Origin of the sequence: Streptomyces rhizoryzae, from assembly GCF_023155275.1 — a bacterium.
Classification (GTDB): Bacteria; Actinomycetota; Actinomycetes; order Streptomycetales; family Streptomycetaceae; genus Streptomyces; species Streptomyces rhizoryzae.
Genome location: NZ_JALMUV010000027.1, coordinates 1 through 17,912, shown reverse-complemented (window position 1 = coordinate 17,912; position 17,912 = coordinate 1). Strand labels below are relative to the sequence as shown.

Below are 17,912 nucleotides of genomic sequence, written 5' to 3'. Positions count from 1 at the left end.
GGCCCTTGCGGCCCGTGGGACGGACGACCCCGCCGAGGGCCGGCGGTGGGAGGGCGGTGCCGGGGGTGTGGGGTGCCGGCGGCGCGGGGGGGGCGACGCCGCGCGATGAGGCCCTTTCCGGCCCCGTGCCTCGGCGTCCCGCAGGGAAAGGAATTGGCCCCGTCGACCTGCCGTCCGGCTCCGGGAGCCGGTCGGATTCCCGCTCGCCCACCACCAAGGCCAGGCCCGCCCCGCCCTGGTCTCGCCCCGACCCCTTTCTCCTGGCTGCAAAAGATCTTTTTGCCCCGCGAGGCAACTCCCCTCCCGAAATGCACGTCTGCCAATCCAGGTAATGAACGGGTAATGCGGCGCGCGAACGGAGCTCTCGGTGATCATCGGCCTTCTGACGGCCGTGGCGGCATCCGCCTGCTACGGCACGGGATCGGTCCTGCAGGCGGTGGGTTCGCGGAAGTCCGCCCGCCGGGAGGCGGCCAAGGCTTCCTCCAGCGGCGTCACCCAGCACGGCGGCCCCAGCCTGTCCTCGACCGCGAAGGCCGCCGTGACGTGGGAATTCATGGTCGGCACCGGGCTGGACTTCATAGGCTTCGCGCTGGGCGCGCTGGCCGCACGGTTGCTGCCCCTGTTCCTCTCCCAGACCGTGATCAGCGCGAACCTCGTGATCACCGCCGTCCTGAGCATCAAGCTCCTCAACATCCGTCTGACCCGGCCCGAGTGGGCCTCCATCGCCGTCGTCTGCTCGGCGCTGGTCCTGCTGGCCACCGCCGCCGGACCGGAAGGCAGCGGCCATACGCCCCTCAGCACCCATTGGTGGCTGCTGATCGCCTCGATCGTGATCATCGGCGGCGGCACCCTGATCGTGCGCCTGCTCGGCGGGCGGGCCGCGATCCTGGCGGGTCTGCTCTCCGGTCTGGGCTTCGGCGCGCTCGGTGTCGGCGTGCGGGTACTGAACGGTGTGGACCCGTTCCATCTGCCGTCCCTCCTCGGCGATCCGGCGCTGTACGCGATCCTGGTGGCGGGCGTGGGCGGGATGTATCTCCACACCGTGGCCCTGCAGATCGGTTCGGTGAACGGCGCCACCGCAGCGCTGGTGGTGGGCGAAACCGTGGTGCCGGGCATCCTCGGGGTGCTGTGGCTGGGTGACTCCTCTCGTCCTGGGTTCGCGTGGGTGGCGATCCTCGGCTTCGTGGTCGCAGTGGCCGGGGCCGTCGCCGTCGCCTGGTTCGGCGAGCCGGACTCCGACCCGGACGCCGCATCCGACTCCAGCGGCAGCTCCGACCCGGTGGCCGTATCCGACCCGGCCGACTCGGCGAACTCACCGAACTCGCCGAACCCGTCGGCATCGGCGGCCCCTACGGCCCCGTCGGAATCGGCACGCGGCGCCGGTTCACGCACCGGTGCCGCTTCCTCCGCCGGGGAGGCCACACGTCGGGCCGGGGTGTGAGGAAGGCGTAGCGGCGGAGGCGAGCACCGGGGCGCCGACTGGCTGTCGGCGCCGCCTCGCCCCGTGCTCCCGTCCCGGGGCGAGGTGCGGCATCCCCTCTCAGCCCCGTGCGCTGTCCCTCCCCGCCAGCAGCCGCGCGAGTTTCTCGTAGGAACGGTCCCAGCCCCACTCCGCTGCCACCCAGGCGCGGCCCTTCTCCCCCATCTCCCGTGCTGCGTCCCGGTCGATGAGCATGGCGGTGAGCCGCTCGGCGACGGCGTCGGGACTTTGTCCGTCCACCACGTGGCCCGTCTGGCCGTCCTGGACCGCGGCGGGAGCACCTCCCGAGTCCCCGGCGAGCACGGGGAGACCTGCCGCCGCCGCTTCCAGGAACACGATGCCCAGCCCCTCGACCTCCAGCCCGCACCGCCGGGTCCGGCACGGCATCGCGAAGACATCGGCCGCGGCATAGAACGGCGGCAGGGCCTGGTGTGCGTGGGCGCCCGCGAAGACCACGGCGTCCTCCACGGCTTCCGCATCGACGAGTCGGCGCAGGCGCTCCTCATCTGGTCCGCCGCCGACCAGCAGCAGGGTGGCTTCGGGTATCCATCGGCGGACCCGTGGCAGCGCGCGGATCAGCGTGTCCTGTCCCTTCCTGGGGACGAGGCGGGCCGCGCAGAGGATCACCCGGCGACCGGTCAGGCCGTAGCGGTCACGCACCGGACGTCCGTCCAGCCCTGGCCGGAAGGCGGCGGTGTCGACCCCCGGGGCGAGGCGGACCATGCGGCCCGCCGCAGCAGGCCCGAGGGCCGCCGCTATCGGCCCCCGGGTGCTCGCCCCCAGATAGGTCACAGCGTCCGTCAGGGCACCGATTCTCCGGAGCAGCAGGCGCGCACCGGGCGTGCGTGCCCACCAGATCTCGTGTCCGTGGGTGGTGGCCACCGTCCTGGCCACGCCTGCTTCCTTCCGCAACCGTCCGGCCATCAGGCCGAGCGGGGCGGCAGCACCGAACCAGACGCTGTCGCACGCGTACCGGCGGGCGAGGTCGACGGCGCGGGAGGCGGTCCGCGGTGTGGGCAGCAACATCCGGGCCGGGTCGCGGATCACCGGGTAGGGCAGAGCGGCATCGTGGTCCGCCGCGCCCGGCTCCGACGAGGTGTAGACAACCACATCGTCCCGCGGGAACCGGCTCGCCATGGCGTGGACGAAGGTCTCGATGCCGCCCTGGCGCGGCGGGAAGTCATTGGTGACGATCAGTGTGCGGCTCACGGTGCCGCCTCCCTTCTCGCGTGGTGGCCCGGCCTCCTCAGTTCAGAGCCCGGCTGTTTCGATGCGAAGTCCACTCGTCCGGAGACGGACCCGTCCGGACTCGGCTGCTCGCGGACCGCTCGTTTCGGGTCGGTCCCGTCCGCGACGTGGAGCGGGTCGCTGGAGACAGGGTTGGTCAACGAGCGCCCTGCGCCGAACGGTTGGCGCCTAGGGACGGGGCGACGGTTGGCGATCCGGTCGTTGCCGGTGAGACCAGGCGGGGCCAGGCCCACAGGACCAGGGGGTAGACGAGGTAGCCGAATCGGGTGGCCGGCATCAGTGCCATGGCCAGCGCGAGGCCGAGCGCCAGGCGGCCTGCCGCGGCATGGAGCGTCCGGGGCGGACGGAGCACCAGTGACACGGCGACCCCGATGGCGGCGACCGCCAGCAGCACGATGGCGACCAGCGTGCCGCCGGGGACGTAAGCCGCCAGGAGCCGTCCGGGGAGCGGGCTTTCGGCGGGTGAGACCGTCGTCGCCAGCCCCAGCGGAAACGCCAGGACGTTCTCGGTGAAGGCTTCCGGTGCCGTGACCAAGAAGGGCAGCACCACCGTCGAAGCCGTCAGCGTCGTCACGATGCCGCAGGTGAGGGCCTTGCGCCGGCCGTAGCGGGCGGCCATCAGGGCGATGGCGACGGGTACCGCGGGCCAGGCGGTCCATTTCAACGCCGCAGCGGCACCCAGCAGCAAGCCCGCGCGCCCTGCCTTGCCCCGTCCGGCCATGGCCAGGGCCCAGCACATCAGGCCGATCACGGGGAGGTCGATCCCTCCGACGGCCAGCGGCAGAGCCACCAGCGGACAGGCCGCGAGCCAGAGCAGAACGGGCAGGGTGCCGCGGTGGAACGTCGCTCCCTGCGCGCGTTGGTCATGCGGCTCGCGCGCTGTGCCGCGGAGGAGTGCGGCCACGGCGCCGGCCATGGCCAGAAGGAAGGCGGCTGCCATCCACCAGCGGGCGTCCGTGAGCGGCCCGGCGCCGAATATCGCGTGCGGGAGGCCGAAGACCGCCATGCCGGGCAGGTAGGGGTTGTAGTCGGCGACGGTGATGGGATCGCCGAGGTAGGGGCTTCCGGAATGGAGCAGCAGGCCGCCTGCGCGCTCGACGACCGAGACTTCGAGCTGCGCTCTGCCGTTCAGGATGAGCAGGACGAGGGGCGCAACGACCGCACCCGCGACGGCCGGCACCACGGGAAGCCGCGCGGTACTGGCGGGGGCGCGTGGTGTGCGTCGTCCCCGTACACGGAGCGCGGCGGCCACGGCCGCGCAGCCGTAGCCGAGCGCGGCGAGGAGGCCCCATGTGCGGTGCGGGGGGAGGGTGGTGAAGAGCGCGAGGCCGAGCGCGGCGAGCGCGCACGCGCCCCATCCCCAGACCTCTCTTCTGCCGCGGCGGCGCTCTTCGTCCGCCGGCCGCCCGGGCACGCGAGAGGGCAGCGAGTACCGCTTTTCGATCGCCAACTTCCTTGCTCTGCAAGCCCGTTGAGTAACCATGCCACTCCCTTCCTCGTCGTGATCACGAGGCTATGGACGGCGGGATCGCGGAGCGTCAAACGAGCAACCGAACTTCGGCGTCAACCCGTGGCATGACATGGAGGCGCGGGATCAACCCGTGCGGCGACGCGGCAGTCGCCGGGAGCCGAAAAGATAACGACATGAGCACTTCTCTCCGGCAGCGACTGCGCGCATGGGTCGCGTCGCCGTCGTATCCCTGGGCCACCGGCGGGGCGCTCACGGCGTTCGCCGCCGTGGAGCTGGTGGCGGTGCCGCGGCACTCGATCGTGATCGCGCTCAGCGTTCTGCTGTCCGCGGCGGCACTGGCGTGGCGCCGTGCGCAGCCGGCCTCCGCGGCTGTCTCGGTCGCGGCGGTCCTGTTGAGCTTCGCGGCGGGGACGGACCTCTATATCGCGGCCGCCGCAAGCGGGCTGCTGGCGTGCTACACGCTCGGACGCCACCGCGTGACGCATCCGGCGCTGCTCGTCGGCGGCGGTTCGGCCCTGTCTCTCGCGGTGAACGTCTGGCACATGGCGGCATGGCACCCCCGGACGTATTCCGCCGATCTGCTCGCCGAGTGGTTCGTGCTGACCGTGGCGATTCTGGCCGCGGTGTCGATGGGGGACGCGGTACGCGCGCGCGAGGAGACCCAGCGCGAGCGGGTGGCCGCTCAGGCACGATTGCTCGCGATGGAGCGGCGGCAGGCCGCCGAGGCCGAACGGGCCGCCATAGCCCGGGAGTTGCACGATGTGGTGTCGCACTCGGTGTCGGTGATCGCGGTGCAGGCGGAGAGCGCCACCTACACCACGCCGGGCCTGTCGCCGCAGGCCCGCGAGCGGTTCCAGGAGATCGCCGCATCCGCCCGGGCGTCGATGGCGGAGCTGCGCCGGCTGCTCGGAGTGCTGCGGACGGACCCCGATCACCGCACCGGTACGGCGCCCCAGCCGACCCTGGACGCCCTGGACGATCTGATAGCGCAGCACCGTTCGGTGGGCGGCGAGGTGGAGCTGCGGATCCGCGGCGACCGGGTCGAACTGCCCACGTCCTGGGAGCTGTCCGCGTACCGCATCGTGCAGGAGGGCCTGACCAATGTGCGCCGTCACGCCCCGGGCGCCCACGTGGTGGTGGAGATCGGCTATCAGCCCGACCGGCTGGCGGTGCGGATCGCGGACGACGGGCCCGGCCCGCCGGGTGTGGTCCACTCCGGCCATGGCCTGGCCGGTATGCAGGAGCGGGCGGCGCTGCTCGGCGGGAAGCTCACCGCCGGCCGCGGCCCGGACGGCGGCTTTCTCGTAGAGGCGGAAATCCCGTGGTGATCAGAGCAATCGTGGCCGACGACCAGGCCATCGTCCGTACCGGATTCGTCAATCTCCTCGGTACCCAGGAGGACATCGAGGTGGTCGGCGAGGCCGAGGACGGTGTCCAGGCGGTCCGGATCGCCGCGGAGCAGCGCCCCGATCTGGCGTTGCTGGACATCCGGATGCCGCACAAGAACGGCATCGAGGCCGCCCGTGAGATCACCCTGGCGTCCGGCGGTGCCACCAAGGCACTGATGCTGACCACGTTCGGGCTCGACGAGTACGTGTATGACGCGCTCGCCGCCGGGGCCAGTGGCTTTCTGCTGAAGGACACGACGTTTCCCGAACTCCTGCACGCGGTGCGGGTCGTGGCGGAGGGCAATGCGCTGCTGGCGCCGGAGCTGACCAAGCGGCTGATCGCGGAGTTCGTCAAACAGCGCGCGGCCCCGGCTCCCGTGAGCAAGGTCGACGAGCTGACCAGCCGGGAGGTGGAGGTGCTGGTGCACATCGCCCAGGGGTTGTCCAACACGGAGATCGCCGCCCGGCTGACGATCACCGATCACACCGTCAAGACCCACATCAACCGGCTGTTCACCAAGATGGGCCTCCGGGACCGCGCCCAGGCGGTGATCCTCGCCTACGAACTGGGCCTGGTCGTCCCGCAGGGCCGGCGGCCCGACCCTCCCCCGCGCCGCTAGCGGCGCCCGACTACAGGAGCGCACCATGGCACACCCGCATCGCGCCGCACGGTTACTCCGCCGCGGCGTCCAGCACCACCACGTCCTCCACGGCGAAGGAGATCCCCACCCGGGCACCGGTCTCCGGCGCCTCGTGCAGGGGGCACGCCGCCTCGATCTGCGGCCCGTCCGCCGGCTGGAGCAGCAGCGCGACATGCGTACCGCGGAAGGTGCGGGCCGCAACGGTGCAGGGCAGCCCGTCCGCGGCGGCGGTCAGCCGGACGCCGGCCGGCCGCACGAGCAGCCGGCACGGACCGCCCGGGGTGCCGTCCGGCACCGGCACCTTGCCCCACGGCGTGGCCGCGACCCCGGCCTGCACGGACGCCTCGACCACGTTGTCGAAACCGAGGAAGCGCGCGACGAACGCGGTGGCGGGCCGCTGCCAGACCTCCAGCGGGGTGCCGCTCTGCGCGATCCGGCCGTCGCGCATCACCACGACCCGGTCGGCCAGCGCGAACGCCTCGCCCTGGTCGTGGGTGACCGCCAGCACCGTCGTCCCCAACTCCCGGAAGAGCCGCCGCAGTTCGACGACGAGGCGTTCACGCAGGCCCCGGTCCAGCTGGCCGAGCGGCTCGTCCAGCATCAGCAGCCGCGGCCGGGGAGCGAGTGCCCGGGCCAGCGCGACCCGCTGCTGTTCGCCGCCGGACAGCGAGGCCACCGCCCTGCGCTGGGCCCCGGGCAGCCCGACGAGGTCCAGGAGTTCGGCGACGGTGCGCTCCTGCTCGGTACGGGAGGAGCGCCGCATCCGCAGCCCGAAGGCCACGTTGCCGGCGACATCGCGCTGCGGGAAGAGCTGGTGGTCCTGGAACATCAACCCGACCCCGCGCCGATGCGGCGGCACGCCCGTCTGGTCGCGGCCCGCCAGCCGCACCGTTCCCGCGTCGGTGGGCTGGAGCCCGGCGACGGCCCGCAGCAGGGTGGACTTTCCGCTGCCGCTGGGCCCCAGGACGCAGACGATCTCGTGCGGGGCGACCTCCAGGTCCACGCCGTCGAGCGCGGGGCGTGCGCCGGGGGTGCCGAAGCGGACGGTGACGCCGTCCAGCCGGAGCATTTCCGAAGCCGCGGTCCCGGCCTGTGCCGTCATCTAGAACTCCCCGGAGTGGTCGGTGCGGATGCGTTCCAGGACCAGCAGGGCGCCCGCGCACACCACCATCAGGAGGGTGGACAGGGCCATCGCCTGGCCGTAGTTGAGCTCCCCGGCTCGGCCCAGCAGCCGTGCCACGGCGACCGGCAGGGTCGGCTGGTCGGGCCGGGCGATGAAGACCGTGGCGCCGAATTCGCCGAGCGATACGGCGAAGGCGAAACCGGCCGCGATGAGCAGGGCCCGGCGCACCAACGGCAGGTCCACCTCGCGCCAGACCCGCCAGGGCGAGGCGCCGAGGACGGCCGCCGCCTCCCGCAGCCGGCTGTCGACCGCCCGCAGCACGGGCAGCATCGTGCGGACCACGAACGGCACACCGACCAGGGCCTGGGCGAGCGGTACGAGCCACCAGGAGGACCGCAGATCCAGCGGCGGCCGGTCGAGGGCGATGAGGAAGCCGAAGCCGACGGTCACGGCGGAGACGCCGAGCGGGAGCATCAGCAGCCCGTCGAAGCCGCGCACCAGCCGGGTGACCAGCGGCGTCCGCCCGGACGGGCCCGGTTCCGGCCGGGAGCGGGTCAGCGCGGCGGCGGCCAGTCCACCGATGAGCAGGGCGATCGCCGTGGCCGCGGCCCCGTAGGCAAGGGAGTTCCACAGGGCGTCGAGGGGGGCGACGGCGAAGGTGCTGTCGGCGGCCGCGGCGGAGCTCAGCGTCGTGTAGAAGGTCAGCCCGTAGCCGTCGGGCCCGGCGAAGGACCGCTCGACGAGGACGGCGAGCGGCAGGACGAGCAGGACGGCGATGACGGCGAGCGTGCCCCACAGCAGGGCCCACTGGCCGCGGCCCCGCGGCCGGCGGGCGGTGCGGGAGGCGTCGACGAGCCGCAGGGTGGCTTCGCGGCGCCGCACGGTCCAGGCATGCACCACCAGCAGCACCAGCACCGCGGCGAACTGGATCAGGGTCAGGACGGCGGCGGTCGGCAGGTCCAGGAAGTCGGCGGTCTGCCGGTAGATCTCCACCTCCAGCGTGGAGAAGGTCGGCCCGCCCAGGATCTGCACGACACCGAAGGAGGTGAAGGTGAAGAGGAACACCATCAGCGCGGCGGCGGCGACGGCCGGCCCGAGGGCGGGCAGCGTCACCGTCCGCCAGGCCGCGAACCGTCCGGCGCCCAGCACCCGGGCCGCCTCTTCCTGGCGGGGGTCGAGCTGGGCCCAGAGCCCGCCGACGGTGCGGACGACGACGGCGTAGTTGAAGAAGACATGTGCCAGCAGGATCGCCCACACCGAGGTGTCCAGCCGTACACCCCAGAGGGTGTCGAGCAGTCCGCCCCGCCCGACCAGTGCCAGGAAGGCGGAGCCGGCAACGACGGTGGGCAGGACGAACGGCACCGCCACCACCGCCCGCAGCAGCTGCTTGCCGGGGAAGTCGAAGCGCGCGAAGACGTAGGCGCCGGGCAGCGCCACCAGCAGCGTCAGCGCCGTCGACGCGGCCGCCTGCCACACGGTGAACCACAGCACGTGGAGCACGTCCGGGTCGCTCAGGACGGTGCCGAAGCGGCCGAGCTGCCACTGGCCGCCGTCGTTCAGCCCACGCCCGACGATCATCGCGACGGGATAGGCGAAGAACACCGCGAAGAAGGCGAGCGGCACGGCCATCAGGCCCAGCCGCACCGCCGTTCCGCGCGCGGTCCGCCTCCCGGTGCGGCCGGGGGCTACTTCAGAACGAGCGAGGACCACTGCTTGATCCACTGTTCACGGTTCTTGGCGATCGTGTCCGGTGCCAGGGTCGCCGGCTTGTCGACCGTCGCGCCGTAACGGGTGAACAGCTCCGGCTCCTTGGCGTCCTTACGGGCCGGGTTGACGAACATCTGGAGCGGCATGTCCTCCTGGAACTGCTTCGAGAGGAGGAAGTCGAGCAGGGCCTTGCCGCCCTTCTCGTTCTTGGCGCCCTTGAGCAGACCGCCGAATTCGATCTGCCGGAAGCAGGTGCCGGTGGCCACGCCGGTCGGGGCTTCGGCGGGTGCGGGCTTCTTGCCCATCACCTCGGCGGGCGGGCTGGAGGCGTAGGAGACCACCAGCGGCTTGTCGCCCTTTCCCTTGCCGGCCGCGGAGCCCGAGAAGCGCTCGTTGTACGCCTGCTCCCAGCCGTCGACGACCTCGACGCCGTTGGCCTTGAGCTTCTTCCAGTAGTCCTGCCAGCCGGCCTCGCCGTGGGCGGCGATGGTGCCGAGCTGGAAGGCGAGCCCCGGGGAGGAGGTCGCGGAGTTCTCCGTGACGAGCAGGCCCTTGTACTGCGGCTTGAGCAGGTCGTCGAAGGTCTGCGGCGGGGCGAGCTTGTGCTGGGTGAAGTAGGCGCGGTCGTAGTTGACGCAGATGTCGCCGTAGTCGACAGGAGTGACCCGGTGGGCGTCCCGGTCGAGCTGGAGGCCGGCGGGGACGCTGTCCAGACCCTTGGCCTGGTAGGGGGTGAAGATGTTGGCGTTCAGGCCGCGCGAGAGCAGGGTGTTGTCGATGCCGAAGAAGACGTCGCCCTGCGGGTTGTCCTTGGACAGGATCGCCTGATTGACGGCCTGGCCGGCGTCCCCGCCCCGCAGCACCTTGACCTTGTAGCCGCTCTCCTTCTCGAAGGCGGCGAGGACGGACTTGGAGGCGTTGAACGAGTCATGGGTGACCAGCGTGACGGTCTTGGCGTCCGCGCTGCCGCCGGTGCCCGAGCCGCCGCAGCCGGCGAGCGCGGTCATACCGGCCGCGGCGGCGAGCGCTGCCGCGGTGATCCTGCTGGTGGTGCTCACTGATTTCCTCCTGGCTGGCCAGGAAGAGACGCGGCCCCGCCCGGTGTCCGCTGCGTTCGCCATCGGTGACGTACGGCAACGGACGGTGGGCAGGGCGCAACAGCATGAGTGACGACCGAACTTCCTACCCGGAATGACCCGGGCGAGGTTCAAGGGTCTGCGGGCGCCGTAGGGCTACGACGTGTCCGCACTCTCAGCGCTGTGGCGCTCCCCTGTCGGAATGTGCATTTGTTCGACGACACCGTACCAGCGGGCGGTCAGCGTTCCGAGGCCGCGAGCTGCCCGCAGGCGCCGTCGATCTCCTGGCCGCGGGTGTCCCGGACGGTGACGGGCACCCCGTGCGCCTCGATGGCACGGACGAACGCCAGCTCGTCCTCGGGCCGCGAGGCGGTCCACTTGGAACCCGGCGTCGGATTGAGCGGAATGAGGTTGACATGGACCCGCTTGCCCTTGAGGAGGCGTCCCAGCAGGTCACCGCGCCATGCCTGGTCGTTGATGTCGCGGATCAGCGCGTACTCGATGGAGACCCGGCGGCCGGACTTCTCGGCGTACTCCCACGCCGCGTCCAGCACCTCGCGGACCTTCCAGCGGGTGTTGACGGGCACGAGCGTGTCGCGCAGTTCGTCGTCGGGCGCGTGCAGCGACACCGCGAGCCGGCACTTGAAGCCCTCGTCGGCGAACCGCAGCATCGCCGGCACCAGCCCGACGGTGGAGACGGTGATGCCGCGCTGGGAGAGGCCCACACCGTCCGGCTCGGGGTCGGTCAGCCGCCGGATGGCGCCGACCACCCGGTTGTAGTTGGCGAGCGGCTCGCCCATGCCCATGAAGACGATGTTGGACAGCCGCGCCGGGCCACCGGGCACCTCGCCGTCGCGCAGCGCCCGCATCCCGTCCACGATCTGGTGCACGATCTCGGCGGTGGAGAGGTTCCGGTCCAGACCCGCCTGCCCGGTCGCGCAGAACGGGCAGTTCATCCCGCAGCCGGCCTGCGAGGAGATGCACATCGTGACCCGGTCCGGGTAGCGCATCAGGACGGACTCGACGAGGGTGCCGTCGTGCAGCCGCCAGAGCGTCTTGCGGGTGGTGTCGTCATCGCACGAGATGTGCCGCACCACCGTCATCAGGTCCGGGAGCAGCTCCGTGGCCAGCTTCTGCCGCGCCGCAGCGGGAATGTCGGTCCACTCCGCCGGGTCGTGCGCGTAGCGGGCGAAGTAGTGCTGCGACAGCTGCTTGGCGCGGAACGGCTTCTCGCCGATCGCGGCCACCGCCTCGCGGCGCTCGGCCGGGCTGAGGTCGGCGAGGTGGCGCGGAGGCTTCTTGGCGCCGCGGGGGGCGACAAACGTCAGTTCTCCCGGGGCCGGGCGTGCCATGGGCGGAAACTCCTCTGTACGACGAGGCCGGGCGGCTGCTGCCGGCCCGGAGCCAGGGGGCGGACGGCGCCGCAGCCTGGTGCCCTCACGGATCACCCCCGCGGTCGCGGGGGCGGAAAGGGCGCGCCATCAGAGAGCGGCGCGCCCTTCAAGGGTAACGGGCGGCGCTCAGCCCGACCCCACGAAGATCACGAACAGCAGCCAGACCACGGGCGCGGTCGGCAGGAGGGAGTCCAGCCGGTCCATGATGCCGCCGTGGCCCGGCAGCAGGGTGCCCATGTCCTTGATGCCCAGGTCCCGCTTGATCATGGATTCGCCGAGGTCGCCGAGGGTCGCGCTGGCCGCGACCGCGAGGCCCAGCAGCAGCCCCTGCCACCATGCGCCGCCCTTGATCAGGAACTCCATGCACAGCGCGCCCGCCACCATGGCGAAGAGCACCGCGCCGACCAGCCCCTCGCGGGTCTTTCCGGGGCTGATCCGCGGCGCCAGCTTCTTCTTCCCGAAGCGCCAGCCGACCGCGTAGGCCCCGGTGTCGCTGACCACCGTCAGCAGCAGGAACGTCACCACCCGCTCCGGCCCGTCGTCGGCGGCCGCCAGCATCAGCGCCACGAACGTCGCCAGGAAGGGCACGTAGAACGCCGCGAAGACCGCGGCGGTGACGTCCCGCAGATAGTTCCGGGGGTCCTCGGTCATCCGCCAGACCAGGACGGCGAGCGCGGTGAGCGCCATCGCCACCCAGGCCCCTTCGGCGCCGCGCACATAACCGGCGACGACCATGGCGGTGCCGCCGACCGCGAGCGGGACCAGCGGCACCCGGATGTCCTTGCGCTCCGCCAGCCGGGAGGTCAGCTCCCACAGGCCCACGACGACGGCGATCGCTATCACGCCGATGAACACCGGCTTGTAGACGAAGAGCGACGCGAGGATGACCACGCCGAGGCCGGCGCCGACCCCTATCGCGGCGCGCAGATTGCGCCCCGCGCTCTTCTTCTGCGGTTTCTCTGGGCCGCTGTCGGACCCGGGGAGCGAGGTGGGCATGGGCTCCTGCGGCCTGTCGTCGCGGAACAGGGGGCCGCTCAGCCGAGCAGCCCCCCGGTCGTCCGGGTCTTTCCGGTCGTTCCGGATGTCCGGATGGTCGTCCTGGTGTCCGCCCGGCTCGGGCACGATGGGCATGGGCCGAGTCTGCGCCGCACCGCCCCGGTCGTGCACGGGACCCGCCGGGGCGGGAGGCGCCGCCCCGCGCAGCGAGGCGGCCGGTCCGTGGTCGGGCGGTCCCCAGCGGCCGGTGCCGGGCGGGGTCCCCCAGGATGACTCGTTCATCAGACCTCTAGGAGCTCGGATTCCTTGTGCTTGAGGAGCTCGTCCACCTGCGCGACGTACTTCGCGGTGACGTCGTCGAGCTCCTTCTCGGCGCGGCGCACCTCGTCCTCGCCGGACTCCTTGTCCTTGACGAGCTTGTCGAGGGCCTCCTTGGCCTTCCGCCGCACGCTGCGGATCGAGATCTTGGAGTCCTCGGCCTTGTTCTTGGCGACCTTGATGAACTCGCGGCGGCGCTCCTCGGTGAGCTCCGGGAAGGTCACACGGATGATGTTGCCGTCGTTGCTCGGGTTGACTCCGAGGTCCGAGTCACGGATCGCCTGCTCGATGTTGCGCAGCGCGCTCTTGTCGAACGGGGTCACCACGGCCATCCGGGGTTCCGGGACCGAGAACGACGCCAGCTGGTTGATGGGCGTCATGGCACCGTAGTAGTCCGCCACGATCTTGTTGAACATCGCCGGGTGCGCACGCCCGGTGCGGATCGCGGCGAAGTCCTCCTTGGCGACCACGACGGCCTTCTCCATCTTCTCCTCGGCTTCGAGGAGGATCTCTTCGATCACCACTTGCTCCTGGTCTTTTCGGTAAGAAGCAGAGCCTCGCCCCTGCCGCGCGTCTTCTCCTGCACGGTGTCCGACCGGCAGGCGGTTGTCCATCCCCGTACCGAGGTCTTCCCACGGCCGGGGGTTGCCGCCCGTACGGGCCGACGCCCCTACGGAATCACGGCAGTTGGGGCCGTCAGGCCCGGGTGTTCTGATCGCTGACGAGCGTGCCGATCTTCTCACCCTTCACCGCACGCGCGATGTTCCCCTCGGCGAGCAGTTCGAACACGAGGATCGGAAGCTTGTTGTCCCGGCACAGCGTGATGGCGGTGGCGTCGGCGACCTTCAGGTCGCGGGTGATGACCTCGCCGTATTCGAGGGCGTCGAACTTGACCGCGTCCGGGTTCTTCTTGGGGTCGGAGTCGTAGACGCCGTCCACCCCGTTCTTGCCCATCAGCATGGCCTCGGCGTCGATCTCCAGGGCCCGCTGGGCGGCGGTGGTGTCGGTGGAGAAGTACGGCATGCCCATACCGGCGCCGAAGATGACGACCCGGCCCTTCTCCAGGTGGCGCACCGCGCGCAGCGGGATGTACGGCTCGGCGACCTGGCCCATGGTGATGGCCGTCTGGACGCGGGAGTCGATGCCTTCCTTCTCCAGGAAGTCCTGGAGGGCCAGGCAGTTCATGACCGTTCCGAGCATGCCCATGTAGTCGGAGCGTGCCCGGTCCATGCCGCGCTGCTGGAGCTCTGCACCGCGGAAGAAATTGCCGCCGCCGATCACGACGGCGATCTCATAGCCTTCCCGGACCACCGCGCCGATCTCGCGGGCGATCGCGTGCACGACATCGGGGTCGACACCCAGTCCGCCGCCACCGGCGAATGCCTCACCCGACAGCTTCAGAAGGAAGCGCCTGCCGCCTTTACCGGCTTTGTGTGTGTCCGCGCCGTCGGCACCGTGATTCATTGAGCTCTCCTCGTGCACATACGAAGAAGGCCATTGCCGTGGGTCTGGTCAGATCCCTGTCCGGCAATGGCCTCCTCGTCACATCTGCGGCCGGCCGTTGAGCGGCCGACTGCGTACGACCCTAGCGGGGCCGCAGGTCATTCGCTGCCTCGCGGCAGGCTCAGATGCCGACCTTGATACGCGCGAAGCGCTTCAGGGTGACACCGGCCTCCTGGAGGACCTTCTCGACCGACTTCTTGTTGTCGAGCGCGTACGGCTGGCCGAGCAGCGTCGCGTCCTTGAAGAAGCCGTTGAGGCGGCCCTCGACGATCTTCGGCAGAGCGGCCTCGGGCTTGCCCTCGGCGCGGGTGGTCTCCTCGGCGACGCGACGCTCGGCCTCGACGACCTCGGCCGGCACGTCCTCCTTGGAGAGGTACTTCGGGGCGAACGCGGCGATGTGCTGCGCGATGCCCTTGGCGACCTCGGCGTTGTCCTTGTCGAGCTCGACGAGGACACCGATCTGCGGCGGCAGGTCGGGCATCGTGCGGTGCATGTACACCGTCACGTAACCGTCGGAGAACTGCGCGAAGCGGTCCAGGACGATCTTCTCACCGAGGTTGGCGTTGGCCTCGTCGACGTACGCCTGAACGGTCTTGCCGGCCTCGATCTCGGAGGCGAGCAGGGCCTCGATGTCGGCCGGGTTGGTCTTGGCGACGTGCGCGGCCAGGGCGTTGGCGACGGAGAGGAACTTCTCGCCCTTGGCGACGAAGTCGGTCTCGCACTTCAGCTCGAGGATCAGGCCAGAGGTGTTGTCGTCGGCGATCACCGAAACGACCGCGCCGTTCTCGGCCGAGCGGCCCTCGCGCTTGGCGACGCCCTTCTGACCCTTGACGCGCAGGACCTCGACGGCCTTCTCGACGTTGCCCTCGGCCTCTTCCAGGGCCTTCTTGCAGTCCATCATGCCGGCGCCGGTGAGCTCGCGGAGCTTCTTGACGTCAGCGGCGGTGTAGTTCGCCATGGTCTGTGAATCTCTTCTCGGAATCGCGAAAGTCGAAAGATCTACGGGTGGACGGCGGGGGCGGCGCTTGTGGCACCTTCCCCCGCCGTCACCAACCGGTCTTGAGGTCAGCCCTGCTCGGCCGGCTTCTCGGCCTCGGCAGCCGGGGCCTCGGCAGCCGGGGCCTCGGCCTTGGCGGACTCGTCGTCGGCCTTCTTGTCGCCTTCGAGCAGGTCGCGCTCCCACTCGGCCAGCGGCTCGGCGGCAGCCTTGTCGCCGGGCTTCTGGTCGCCGGTGGCGGCACCGGAGCGGGCGATCAGGCCCTCGGCGACGGCGTCGGCGATGACGCGGGTGAGCAGGGTGACGGAGCGGATCGCGTCGTCGTTGCCCGGGATCTTGTAGTCGACCTCGTCCGGGTCGCAGTTGGTGTCGAGGATCGCGACGACCGGGATGTTGAGCTTGCGCGCCTCACCGACGGCGATGTGCTCCTTCTTGGTGTCCACGATCCAGACGGCGCTGGGCACCTTCTGCATCTCGCGGATACCACCGAGGGTCTTCTCCAGCTTGGCCTTCTCGCGGGAGAGGACCAGGAGCTCCTTCTTGGTGAGGCCGGAGGCGGCCACGTCCTCGAAGTCGATCTGCTCGAGCTCCTTCAGGCGCTGCAGGCGCTTGTAGACGGTCGAGAAGTTGGTCAGCATGCCGCCGAGCCAGCGCTGGTTCACGTAGGGCATGCCCACGCGGGTCGCCTGCTCGGCAATGGCCTCCTGGGCCTGCTTCTTCGTGCCGACGAACATGACCGAGCCGCCGTGGGCGACGGTCTCCTTGACGAACTCGTAGGCGCGGTCGATGTACGACAGCGACTGGAGCAGGTCGATGATGTAGATGCCGTTGCGCTCGGTGAAGATGAAACGCTTCATCTTCGGGTTCCAGCGGCGGGTCTGGTGCCCGAAGTGGACGCCGCTCTCCAGCAGCTCCCGCATCGTGACGACGGCCATGGCCGTACTCCTTGTGTTCTCGGTTCCACCACGGCCGGCCGGCCGTGATGCCTGACGCCCCGACGCGCCTGCCAGGGGAGGCACCGGGTGGAACCTTCCGAGGACCGAGGAGCGCGGCCGACGTGCTGCCCGAACGGGACTGCTGCACTGGTGGCGGGGCGTGCGAAGTCGACCCGGTGACCCGGATCGCCATCAGAAGTGTACGGGACGGGCGATGCACCGGGCGACACGCACCATTTCGCGCCTTCACGAGTGACGCCGTTATCCACAAGACGCCCGTCCTCCACAGCTTTTGACCAAGATCCCCGCGCCCGCCGGAGATCCGCCATGGTCGATGCATGCGACGACACCACAGCCCGCGACGACACCACCACCCCCAGCACCGGCGCCCCCTCGGCGCCCCCCGACCGCGCCTCCACCAGCACCTACGAGAACGCCGGCCCGCTTCCCGGGCACGGGACGCACCGGCGCTGGCGCGGCATCTGGGGGTGCCGGGGGCAGGTCCTGCGTCGGCTCCGGGGCCGGGATCGGGGCCGGGCCCGGGGCCGGGGTCGGGGTCGAGGTCCGCCGGGGCTCTGCGCTCTTGGAGCCGTTGCCGGCACAGGTTGCGGCCCCGGCTGGTGGCCTGCTCGGTGCTGGTCGCGTGCGTATCGGGGATGGCGGGCACGGCCTCGCCCGGGACCGGTACCGCGGGGCCCAGGAACGGGACGGCTGCTCCATGGGCCGAGGTGGCGATGACCGCCGGGACGGCGGATCCGGGAAGCGACCGCTCCTGGCCGGTGGACGGCCCCGCCGGGATACGCCCCACGGTGTTACGCGGCTGGGAACCGCCCCCAGCCCCCTGGGCCGCAGGCCACCGCGGCGTGGACCTGGCGTCCTCCGACGGCGCGATCGTCAAGGCCGCCGCACCAGGACGGATCACATTCGCCGGAACGGTAGCCGGCCGCGGCGTCCTCACCCTGGAGATCACCGGCTCGGGCCGGCCGCCCCTGCACACCACGTACGAACCGGTCCGCGCCACCGTACGCAAGGGCCAGCAGGTCACCGCTGGCCAACCGGTCGCTGTGCTGGAAGGCGGCCCGTACCACTGCCGCGCCCCGTGCCTCCACTGGGGCCTGCGCCGCGGTACGACGTACCTGGATCCGCTCTCGCTGCTACCCCCGGCCGCACTGGGTAACGGCCCCTCGCGGCTCCTCCCGGTCTTCGGCATCCCTGAGCCCAAGGCCGCCCCGGAACCTGGACCCGAACGGCCAGCTCGTGAGCGGCCGACACCTGCGGCTCACCGGGGCACGGAGGCGCCGACGGACGTCAACGGGGCGACACTCACCGGCGCACTCGCCCTCGGCTGCACCGCGCTCTGGGCCATCGGCCGGCTCCGGGGCGGGGCCGGGGGCGCGGGGTGGGCCTTTCGCCGGACCAGCCGTAGACGGCGTTCCGGACAGCAGCGGGAGCCGCACGGTGAGGGGCCGGTGGCTCGGAAGAAGGAGGGCGAAAACAGGGAGGTGCTGAGCAGGCCGAAGGGCGCTGCGGGGTGGGGAGCAGGGAGCGCGTGAACAGGGCCGCGCACCGGCAGAGACCAGCGACGCAGTAGCGGCGCCGAGTCGTGCCGGGGTGGTGGGGTGCGCTACGGGCGGG

15 protein-coding genes are annotated in these 17,912 nt (G+C 71.2%); 4 read left to right on the top strand and 11 right to left on the bottom strand.

Annotated features, from left to right (window positions below; genetic code table 11):
* The first annotated feature begins 367 nt into the window (after positions 1–367).
* Positions 368–1,441, top strand: a complete 1,074-nt coding sequence (locus MUU72_RS21145; protein ID WP_248014910.1) for a DMT family protein — start codon at positions 368–370, stop codon at positions 1,439–1,441.
* A 99-nt stretch (positions 1,442–1,540) separates the two neighbouring features.
* Here MUU72_RS21145 and MUU72_RS21140 read toward each other — a convergent pair whose 3' ends face one another.
* Positions 1,541–2,689: a glycosyltransferase family 4 protein gene (locus MUU72_RS21140; RefSeq protein WP_248014909.1), complete on the bottom strand. Its 1,149-nt coding sequence runs from the start codon at positions 2,687–2,689 to the stop codon at positions 1,541–1,543.
* Between the two features lie 175 nt (positions 2,690–2,864).
* Positions 2,865–4,178, bottom strand: coding sequence for a glycosyltransferase 87 family protein (locus MUU72_RS21135; RefSeq protein WP_248014908.1), 1,314 nt, complete (start codon positions 4,176–4,178; stop codon positions 2,865–2,867).
* Between the two features lie 194 nt (positions 4,179–4,372).
* On the opposite strand from MUU72_RS21135, the gene MUU72_RS21130 reads away from it, so the two are divergent.
* Positions 4,373–5,527, top strand: a complete 1,155-nt coding sequence (locus MUU72_RS21130; protein WP_248014907.1) for a sensor histidine kinase — start codon at positions 4,373–4,375, stop codon at positions 5,525–5,527.
* Complete coding sequence (locus tag MUU72_RS21125; RefSeq protein ID WP_248014906.1) at positions 5,521–6,207, top strand: response regulator; 687 nt, start codon at positions 5,521–5,523, stop codon at positions 6,205–6,207. The genes MUU72_RS21130 and MUU72_RS21125 overlap by 7 nt, the downstream gene beginning before the upstream one ends.
* 52 nt (positions 6,208–6,259) lie before the next feature.
* On the opposite strand, the gene MUU72_RS21120 is transcribed toward MUU72_RS21125, so the two are convergent.
* From MUU72_RS21120 to rpsB, 9 genes are all read right to left on the bottom strand, one after another.
* Positions 6,260–7,330, bottom strand: a complete 1,071-nt coding sequence (locus tag MUU72_RS21120; protein WP_248014905.1) for an ABC transporter ATP-binding protein — start codon at positions 7,328–7,330, stop codon at positions 6,260–6,262.
* Positions 7,331–8,980 (bottom strand): ABC transporter permease, encoded by a 1,650-nt coding sequence (locus MUU72_RS21115; RefSeq protein WP_248014979.1) that lies wholly within the window; start codon positions 8,978–8,980, stop codon positions 7,331–7,333.
* 56 nt (positions 8,981–9,036) lie between these two features.
* Entirely contained in the window at positions 9,037–10,116 is a 1,080-nt protein-coding gene (locus MUU72_RS21110; protein ID WP_248014904.1) for a thiamine ABC transporter substrate-binding protein, read from the bottom strand.
* 257 nt (positions 10,117–10,373) lie between these two features.
* Entirely contained in the window at positions 10,374–11,486 is a 1,113-nt protein-coding gene (gene rlmN, locus MUU72_RS21105; protein WP_248014903.1) for a dual-specificity RNA methyltransferase RlmN, read from the bottom strand.
* A 168-nt stretch (positions 11,487–11,654) separates the two neighbouring features.
* The gene (locus tag MUU72_RS21100; RefSeq protein ID WP_248014902.1) at positions 11,655–12,806 is read right to left on the bottom strand and encodes a phosphatidate cytidylyltransferase; all 1,152 of its coding nucleotides are present in this window, start codon (positions 12,804–12,806) and stop codon (positions 11,655–11,657) included.
* Entirely contained in the window at positions 12,806–13,363 is a 558-nt protein-coding gene (gene frr / locus MUU72_RS21095) for a ribosome recycling factor (RefSeq protein WP_159507848.1), read from the bottom strand. Before frr ends, MUU72_RS21100 begins: the two co-directional genes overlap by 1 nt.
* Before the next feature lie 175 nt (positions 13,364–13,538).
* The gene (gene pyrH / locus MUU72_RS21090) at positions 13,539–14,306 is read right to left on the bottom strand and encodes a UMP kinase (protein ID WP_248014901.1); all 768 of its coding nucleotides are present in this window, start codon (positions 14,304–14,306) and stop codon (positions 13,539–13,541) included.
* Between the two features lie 160 nt (positions 14,307–14,466).
* A complete protein-coding gene (gene tsf, locus MUU72_RS21085; RefSeq protein WP_248014900.1) occupies positions 14,467–15,303 on the bottom strand; it encodes a translation elongation factor Ts in 837 nt (278 codons plus the stop codon).
* Between the two features lie 107 nt (positions 15,304–15,410).
* On the bottom strand, positions 15,411–16,277 hold the full coding sequence (gene rpsB / locus MUU72_RS21080) for a 30S ribosomal protein S2 (RefSeq protein ID WP_248014899.1): 867 nt from the start codon (positions 16,275–16,277) through the stop codon (positions 15,411–15,413).
* Between the two features lie 338 nt (positions 16,278–16,615).
* On the opposite strand from rpsB, the gene MUU72_RS35635 reads away from it, so the two are divergent.
* Positions 16,616–17,830, top strand: coding sequence for a murein hydrolase activator EnvC family protein (locus tag MUU72_RS35635; protein WP_308403843.1), 1,215 nt, complete (start codon positions 16,616–16,618; stop codon positions 17,828–17,830).
* Positions 17,831–17,912: the final 82 nt, after the last annotated feature.

Excerpts from the sequence above, each read along its gene's own strand:
- MUU72_RS21130 (WP_248014907.1), top strand. The coding sequence starts at position 4,373 with ATGAGCACTTCTCTCCGGCAGCGACTGCGCGCATGGGTCGCGTCGCCG.
- MUU72_RS21120 (WP_248014905.1), bottom strand. The coding sequence starts at position 7,330 with ATGACGGCACAGGCCGGGACCGCGGCTTCGGAAATGCTCCGGCTGGAC.
- MUU72_RS21115 (WP_248014979.1), bottom strand. The coding sequence starts at position 8,980 with ATGGCCGTGCCGCTCGCCTTCTTCGCGGTGTTCTTCGCCTATCCCGTC.
- rlmN (WP_248014903.1), bottom strand. The coding sequence starts at position 11,486 with ATGGCACGCCCGGCCCCGGGAGAACTGACGTTTGTCGCCCCCCGCGGC.
- MUU72_RS21100 (WP_248014902.1), bottom strand. The coding sequence starts at position 12,806 with ATGAACGAGTCATCCTGGGGGACCCCGCCCGGCACCGGCCGCTGGGGA.
- pyrH (WP_248014901.1), bottom strand. The coding sequence starts at position 14,306 with ATGAATCACGGTGCCGACGGCGCGGACACACACAAAGCCGGTAAAGGC.
- tsf (WP_248014900.1), bottom strand. The coding sequence starts at position 15,303 with ATGGCGAACTACACCGCCGCTGACGTCAAGAAGCTCCGCGAGCTCACC.
- rpsB (WP_248014899.1), bottom strand. The coding sequence starts at position 16,277 with ATGGCCGTCGTCACGATGCGGGAGCTGCTGGAGAGCGGCGTCCACTTC.
- MUU72_RS35635 (WP_308403843.1), top strand. The coding sequence starts at position 16,616 with ATGCGACGACACCACAGCCCGCGACGACACCACCACCCCCAGCACCGG.